The sequence below is a fragment of the Kitasatospora putterlickiae genome (genome assembly GCF_039527695.1).
In the GTDB taxonomy this organism is placed as follows: Bacteria; Actinomycetota; Actinomycetes; order Streptomycetales; family Streptomycetaceae; genus Kitasatospora; species Kitasatospora putterlickiae.
Genome location: NZ_BAAAKJ010000214.1, coordinates 14,311 through 20,448, shown reverse-complemented (window position 1 = coordinate 20,448; position 6,138 = coordinate 14,311). Strand labels below are relative to the sequence as shown.

Sequence of the window (6,138 nt, the reverse complement as noted above, 5' to 3'; positions counted from 1 at the left end):
CCCGGCCGGCGAGGTGACCGTGGCCGGCCGTCTCCAGGCCGGCGAGAACAGCGGCAGCGGCGGCGCCGTGGCCGGCGGCCTCCCGGACGGCCAGCTCGGCACGATCAATCAGGCCGCGCTCGTCAACAAGATCGAGCTAAGCGGCTGGTACGACGGCTGGGTCTCCGCCGACGACGCGGCGGACGGGCTCACCCCCGTGCCGACCGTGCAGCCGCAGGGCGGCGACGGCCTCTCCCTGCGCGCGTTCCAGAACCTCGGCTACACGCTGGAGTGGTTCGTCTTCGGTGGCTTCGTGGTGTTCATGTGGTTCCGTCTGATGCGTCGCGAGGCGGAGGCGGAGCAGGACCGGGCCCTCGGACTGGACCCGGTCCTGGACTGACGCCGGACTGACACCGGACTGACCTCGAAGCGGCGTCCGAGCGGTGCTGGCGCTGGAGCCGCCCCGCCGATCAGCGCGGCGGCTTCACCGGCGGAACGGTCGGCTTGCCCGGCGCGGTCGGGACCGCCGGCGCCGGCGCGGACGGCACGGTGGGCGTCGGCACAGTGGACGGCACGCCGGACGAGGACGAGGGCGACGGCGAGCCGGTCGGCGGCGGGTAGTCGCACCTACGGCTGCTGTTGCCGTTGTTGCCGCTTCCGTTGTTGTCCGAGTTGTACGTGTCGGCGTGGTGCCGCGTCTTGCGGCCGCTCTTGGAGCCCTTCGACCCCTTCGACCCGCTCGACCCGCCGGACCCCTTCGAGCCCGACTTGGCGAGCACCACCACACCGCCGTCCTCCCCGCCCGCCGCCCCCACCGTGCTGCGGAACGCCGCCTTCACCACCGTGGAACCGGCGGTGGGAGAAGGCAGTGGCGAGGACGAGGCCGACGGCGACACCGACGGCGAGGCCGGCGGCGGACAAGCCGCACTCCCGCCCCCACCCCCGCCCCCGCCGTCATCGTCCTGCCCCGAGCAGCCGGTGAGCATCAGCACCCCGGCCACCCCCACCCCCACGACCGTCAACAGACGCCTCACCCCGTGCCCCCCGTTTCCCGCGTCCCTACTACTCCGTGTCCGCCTGATTCTCGCCCACCGCCGCGCCGCCCAGGTGCCGGCGGACGAAGTCGATCTCCAGCCGCAGCTGCTTGATCCGCTCGTCCACCACCAGCGACCCGTGCCCGGCCTCGTACCGGTACACCTCGTGCGGCTTGCCGAGCCGCTCCAGCCGCTCGACGTAGTTGTCGATCTGCTTGATCGGGCACCGCGGGTCGTTCACCCCGGCGCTGATGTACACCGGCACCCGCACCCGCTCGACGTACGTCAGCGGCGAGGACGCCGTCCAGCGCTCGGGCACCTCCTCCGGAGTCCCGCCGAAGAGGGTGCGGTCGATCGCCTTCAGCGCCTCCATCTCGTCGTCGTACGCCGTCAGGTAGTCCGCGACCGGCACGGCGGCGACGCCGAGGTTCCACAGCTCAGGCTGCGTCCCGAGCCCGAGCAGCGTGAGGTAGCCGCCCCAGGAGCCGCCGGACAGCACCAGCCGCTCCGGGTCGGCCAGACCGCTCGACACCGCCCACTCCCGCACCGCGGCGATGTCCTCCAGCTCGATCAGCCCGACCCGCTCGCGCAGCGCGTCCGTCCAGGCCTGCCCGTAACCGGTGGAGCCGCGGTAGTTGACCCGGACCACCGCGAAGCCGTGGTCGAGCCAGGCGGCCGGGCCGGCGGCGAAGGAGTCGCTGTCGTGGTGGGTCGGTCCGCCGTGGACCTCGAACACGGTCGGCAGCGGCCCGTCGCCGGCCCCGGCCGGCCGCTGGACCAGCGCGTGCACCCGCCCGCCGGGCCCGTCCACCCACACGTCCTCGACCGGCACCGAGCGGGGCGGGACGGCGCCGGGCGCGCGCAGCACCACGGTGCCGGCGGTGGATCGCACGGCGGACGGCTCGGCGGCGGAGGACCAGAGGAACTCCACGGTGCCGTCCGGCCGCGGGGTGGCGCCGCCGACGGTGCCGCGCGGGGTGTCCAGCCGGGTGAGCACGCCCTCGTCGAGGGAGTACGAGAACAGCTCGCTGCGCGCCTCGTACTCGTGCTCGATCAGCAGCGTCCGGGCGTCCGGCCGCCACTGGGCGGAGAGGTCGCCGGGCAGCTCGCGGCCCTGCTCGTCGCGGAGTGCCAGCGCGGTTTCGACGCCGGTCGCGACGTCCCAGATCATCGGCTCCCAGCGGCCGGTGCGCTGGTGGGCGACCAGCAGCCGGGTGTCGCCGTCGAGCGGCGCGAAGCCCAGGCAGGCCAGCCCGCGCGGCTCGTCGCGGCCGGTGACCTCGTCCAGTTCCGCCACGGTCTCGACCGCGGAGCCCTCGTGGGGCAGCCGCACGACGCGGATCGCACCGTGCATGGCGTCGCCGTGCTCGGTGTGGTCGATGGCCAGCAGGGTGCCGTCGTGGCTGAGGTCGCCGACGCCGCCGTACTCGGCGTGCCGGTAGATCTCGACGGCCTCGGCCGCTCCGGCGCGGCGCAGGTGCAGGGTGGTGCCGCCGTCGTCGGTGGAGCGGCCGACCACCACGGTGCCGTCCCGGCCCAGGGCGAGGCCCGCCTCGTAGGACGGGGCGAGCCCGGGGACGGCCTCCTCGTCGGGGCCCTCGGCGCCCTCGGGGCGGCCGGCGAACGGCTGGCGGCGCCAGATGCCGAACTCGTCGCCGTCGCTGTCGTCGAACCACCAGATCCACTCGCCGTCGGGGGACAGCTCGGCGTCGGTGGTGCCGTTGGGGCGGTCGGTGACCCGCCGGTGGGTGTCGGTGGCGCGGTCCCACGCGTAGACCTCGTAGGTGCCGCTGGCGTTGGACACGTACAGCGCCCGGTCGGGGGCGTCCTCCGCCCAGTCCGGCAGGGAGACCCGTGCCGCCCTGAACCGCTGCTCCCACGCCGGTACGGCGCTCTTCTCCTCGCTCATCCACCCATCCAACCCGATCGGGGGGAGGAAACGGAACGGGAGGGTGAAACGGAAAAGCGGGGAGGACCGCGGTGCGGTCCTCCCCGCCGGCGCCGCGGGCTCACCCCGTCCGTCGGGGCAACAGCTGCACCAGGCCCACCAGCAGAACCTCCAGCACCGCCAGCGCCGCGAGGCTGCGCCCGAACGCGCCGGTCGCGTCATCGGCGGCGTAGTAGAGGACGCCGATCAGCGCGACCCCGAGCGCCCCGGCCACCTGCTGGACGGTGGCGACCACGCCCGCCGCCGAACCGGCCAGCCCCGGTTCGACGCCCGCCAGCACCACCGCCGTCACCGGCGCGACCACCAGGCCCATCCCGAGGCCGTCCACGAACAGGCCCGGCGCCAGCCACCAGACACCGCCGCTGGAACCGGTGCCGTACACGGCGAGGGCGAGCAGGCCCAGCCCCGCGACCATCAGCAGCCCGCCGAGCGCGATCGTCTGCCGGCCCAGCCGGGCGGCGACGCGGTGCGCGGTGGTGGAGGTCACCAGGTAGCCGACGCCGATCGGGGTGAAGACGAGGCCCGCACCGAGCGCGTCCAGGCCCCGGCCGGGCTGCAGGTAGAGGGCGAGCACCAGGAAGAACGAGGCCTGGCCGAGCCAGAAGGCCAGCTGGGCGAGCAGCCCGGTGGTGAACGCGCGGTCGGCGAACAGCCGGGTGTCGACCAGCGGCGAGCCGCCCGCCCGGCCGCCGCGGTGCTGGTGGACGGCGAACAGCACCAGCAACGCCGCCGAGCCGCCCAGGCTGAGCCAGGTCCAGAGCGGCCAGCCGGCCTCGGGGCCCTGGATCAGCGGCAGCACCAGGCCGGTCAGCGCGACGGTGACCAGCGCGACGCCCGCCGGGTCCAGGCCGGGCCGGTGCCCGGCGCGCGACTCCGGCAGGCAGCGCCGCACCAGCGCCAGGGCGGCCAGGCCGACCGGCAGGTTGAGCAGGAAGCAGGTGCGCCAGTCCAGGCCGAACAGGTCGGCGCGGATCAGCAGCCCGCCGATCAGCTGCCCGAGGACGGCGCCGAGGCCCATGGTCAGCCCGTACGCCGAGAACGCCCGGGCCTGCGCCGCGCCGCTGTACGCCGTCCGCAGGATGGCCAGCACCTGCGGGCCCATCAGCGCCGCCGCCAGTCCCTGGGCGATCCGGGCACCGACCAGCGCGCCCGCCGTCGGGGCCAGGCCGCAGGCCGCCGAGGCGAGGGTGAACAGGGCCAGGCCGAGCCCGAAGACGCGGCGCCGGCCGTAGCGGTCCCCGAGCCGGCCGGCGGTGATCAGCCCGGTGGCGAGGGCGAGGCCGAAGCCGGCGACCACCCATTGGACGGCGGCCGGTCCGGCTCCCAGGTCGGCTTGGAGGGAGGGGATGGCGACGTTGACGACGAAGATGTCGAGGGCCGTCATGAAGGTCGCGGTCAGCAGGACGGGCAGCAGGCCGCGCGGGGCGGGCGCGGCGGTCGATGTGGCCGGGCGGCCCACGTGGGCGGTTCGGGCGGTGAGCGCGCTGGACAACTCTTCATCTCCCGTGGGGTGTTGGTGTGGAGTGCGGCCGGCTCAGGCGCCCGGGACGCGGTCGAGGAAGCCGTACACCGAGGCGATCCGGCCCTCGGCGTCCGTGACCAGCACGTCGAAGCCGATGACCAGCGGCTCCTCGCCGGCCGCGCCGAGGTTCCACGTGAAACGCGCGGTGTTGTGGTGGGCGTCGACCGGGCCGAGGGTGAACACCAGCCCGGGGAACTGCGCCTGGGCGGCGCCGAGCAGCGCGTCGAAGCCCGCGCGGCCGGTGACCTCGGCCAGCGGGTCGGTGTAGGTACCGTCCTCGGCCCAGGCCTCGTCGACCAGCTTCCGGCGCGCGACCGGGTCGGTCTCGTTCCAGGCGGCGAGGTAGCGGGCGGCGAGCTGCTGGAGGTCGGTCGGCTGGGTGGCGGTCATGGTCTTCTCCCTTGTCCGGTGCAGGTGTTGGCGGGCCGTTCCCGCTGGTCAAAAAGGTACGGACGGCGGACGGCGGGCGAATCCGTCACGGATAGGCAGGGCGTACGTAGGTCGCCGCCAGTAGGGTCGGGGCAACGGGAGGGGAGACCTGGATGCTGTACGGGCGGGAACGGGAACGGGCCGCCGTCGACGCGCTGCTCGACGGTGCGCGGGGCGGCCGAAGCGGCGTTCTGGTGCTGCGCGGCGAGCCGGGGATCGGCAAGACGGCGCTGCTGGAGTACGCGGTGGCGGCGGCCGGGGACGGCGTCCGGGTGATCAGGGCGACCGGGGTCGAGTACGAGGCGGAACTCCCCTTCGCGGGGCTGAGTCTGCTGCTGGCGCCCGGAATCGACCGGCTGGCCGCCCTGCCAGGTCCGCAACGGCGTTCGCTGGAGGGCGCGTTCGGCCTCGGCGAGCCGGCCGGGGGTGCGGACCGGCTGCTCGCGGGGCTGGCCACGCTCGGGCTGCTCGCCGAACTCGCTTCCGAGCAAACGCTGTTGTGCGTCGTCGACGATGTTCAATGGCTGGACCGGCCCTCGCTGGACGCCCTGCTGATCGCGGCCCGGCGGCTCCAGGCGGAGGGCGTCGCCCTGCTGCTCGCCGCCCGGGACGACGGCGCCGAGACGCTGCCGCTCGCCGGGCTGCCCGAGCTGCGGCTGACCGGGCTCGCCGAGGCGGACGCCGTCCGGCTGCTCGCCGACCGCGCGGGCGGGACGCTCGCCGAACCGGTCCGCCGGCGGCTGCTCGCCGATGCGGCCGGTAACCCGTTGGCGCTCGTTGAACTTCCGTTCACGGAAGCCGGGTTCGGCTCCGGTGGCCTCGCGCTCACCAGTCGCCTGCAGATCGCCTTCCACGGCCAGGTCACCGGCCTGCCGCCGGCCACCCAGACCCTGCTGCTGGTCGCCGCCGCCGAGCAGAACGGCGAACTGGACGTGGTGCTGGCCGCGGCCGCAGCCCTCGGGGTGGACGCCGGGGCGCTGGCGCCCGCCGAGGAGGCCAGGCTGGTCACCGTCGGCGCCGACCGCCGGCTCGTCTACCGGCACCCGTTGCTGCGCGCCGCCGTCCTCCAACGGGCGCCCCTGCAACAGCGGTTGGCCGTCCACCGGGCGATCGGCGAGGCCCTGGAGGACGGCGACCGGCGCACCTGGCACCTCGCCCTCGCCGCCACCGCACCCGACGCCGGTCTCGCCGACGCGCTGGAGCGAACCGCCCAGCGGGCCGGGGGG

6 protein-coding genes are annotated in these 6,138 nt (G+C 75.1%); 2 read left to right on the top strand and 4 right to left on the bottom strand.

Annotated elements, in window-relative coordinates; genetic code table 11:
* On the top strand, positions 1-379 hold a 379-nt coding region (locus ABD308_RS21120), incomplete at its 5' end, for an SURF1 family protein (RefSeq protein WP_486327033.1).
* Between the two features lie 70 nt (positions 380-449).
* Here the strand turns inward: ABD308_RS21120 and ABD308_RS21115 are convergent.
* The 4 genes from ABD308_RS21115 to ABD308_RS21100 all read right to left on the bottom strand — a co-directional run bounded on the left by ABD308_RS21115 (position 450) and on the right by ABD308_RS21100 (position 4,873).
* Positions 450-818: a hypothetical protein gene (locus ABD308_RS21115; protein WP_344337516.1), complete on the bottom strand. Its 369-nt coding sequence runs from the start codon at positions 816-818 to the stop codon at positions 450-452.
* Positions 819-1,041: 223 nt separating this feature from the next.
* Positions 1,042-2,922, bottom strand: a complete 1,881-nt coding sequence (locus ABD308_RS21110) for a S9 family peptidase (RefSeq protein WP_344337514.1) — start codon at positions 2,920-2,922, stop codon at positions 1,042-1,044.
* Positions 2,923-3,022: 100 nt separating this feature from the next.
* Positions 3,023-4,453 (bottom strand): MFS transporter, encoded by a 1,431-nt coding sequence (locus ABD308_RS21105; RefSeq protein ID WP_344337512.1) that lies wholly within the window; start codon positions 4,451-4,453, stop codon positions 3,023-3,025.
* A 42-nt stretch (positions 4,454-4,495) separates the two neighbouring features.
* Positions 4,496-4,873: a nuclear transport factor 2 family protein gene (locus ABD308_RS21100; protein ID WP_344337510.1), complete on the bottom strand. Its 378-nt coding sequence runs from the start codon at positions 4,871-4,873 to the stop codon at positions 4,496-4,498.
* Positions 4,874-5,025: 152 nt separating this feature from the next.
* Between ABD308_RS21100 and ABD308_RS21095 the strand changes: the two genes are divergently transcribed.
* Positions 5,026-6,138, top strand: a 1,113-nt coding sequence (locus ABD308_RS21095; protein WP_344337509.1) for an AAA family ATPase, incomplete at its 3' end; no start/stop codon positions are given.

Excerpts from the sequence above, each read along its gene's own strand:
- ABD308_RS21110 (WP_344337514.1), bottom strand. The coding sequence starts at position 2,922 with ATGAGCGAGGAGAAGAGCGCCGTACCGGCGTGGGAGCAGCGGTTCAGG.
- ABD308_RS21100 (WP_344337510.1), bottom strand. The coding sequence starts at position 4,873 with ATGACCGCCACCCAGCCGACCGACCTCCAGCAGCTCGCCGCCCGCTAC.